Annotated in this window: 1 pseudogene; it reads right to left on the bottom strand. The window is 71.2% G+C overall.

Going from position 1 to position 1065, the window contains the following annotated elements:
- A pseudogene (locus tag AB0I23_RS41545) lies at window positions 1-310 on the bottom strand (DNA-binding response regulator); the annotation flags it as partial.
- Window positions 311-1065 lie beyond the last annotated feature (755 nt).

Genomic DNA, 1065 nt, shown 5'->3' with positions numbered 1-1065 from the left:
CGGCGCCGATGTCATCGGCGGCGGACAGGGCGAGACCGTTCGGCCAGCCGGCGGCTCGGGTTTCGGACAACAGGGTCAGCCCGGAACCGTCGGGCAGATGGACGTCGGCAACACAGATGTCGCGCGGGTTGCCGACGCGGGGACGGGCCTCCGCGATGGACGACGCCTCGATGACGTCACGTACTCCGAGGGCCCACAGATGGCGGGTGACGGTGGAACGGACGCGGGGGTCGGCCACGACGACCATGGCCGTCGGCTTGTTCGGGCGGTAGGCGACCAGGCTTGCGGGCTGCTCTAGGAGAACGGACACCAGGCCTCCTGGGAAGTGGCGGGACGGGCCGGCTCGGGGATGAAGCCGGGGCGAACCGTGCTTGAAGGGTCATTGACCTCTTCGGCAGCAGACCCGTCCTCCTTTAGGGGAAGATCACGATTTAATGCGTAACAATTCGGACAAATCGGACGGGCGATCGATTGTACGAAAAGAATGCCGGTAGCTGTGCGAAACCTGTGACGCACCGTCACGGACAGGATGCGGCAGCAGGGTCGCGCGGCATGGTCCGGTGCCGCGTGCTCCGGCAACCGGGACGGGCGCGCAGGGCCCGGCGTACGGCACCGGCGGCGGAACGGTGCAGGCAGGACCGGGTGTCCGGGGGTACGACGGCGCGACCGGGCGTTCCGGGTGTGCGGATGAGGTGGTGCGGGCGACCGGGCGTACGGGATCCGGCTGCGGTGCCGTGGGCCGCGTCGGCGTGCGGAACCGGGGTGCGGAACCGGTGTACTGGATCCCCTTCCGGCGGCCGACGCGCCGAACCCGCGTCCTGGACCCGGTACCGGACCGGCGACAAGGAATCGGCACAACGGAATCCGTGCGATACGGAACCGGCGTAGGCCGGATCCGCCTCCGCGTCCGGCCTGATCACCCACACGGCGCATCCGGCCTACGCACCCGGCCCGACCGCTGGGACCGGCCCGCGCCTCCGGTCCTGACCGCTGGGACCGGCCCGTGGAGCCCGCCCGCGCGTCCGGTCCTGACCGCTGGGACCGGCCCGTGGAGCCCGCCCGCGC

This window comes from Streptomyces atratus, assembly GCF_040655115.1.
Classification (GTDB): domain Bacteria; phylum Actinomycetota; class Actinomycetes; order Streptomycetales; family Streptomycetaceae; genus Streptomyces; species Streptomyces atratus_D.
The sequence above is the reverse complement of the archived record's forward strand: the minus strand, read 5'-3'. Positions and strand labels throughout refer to the sequence as shown.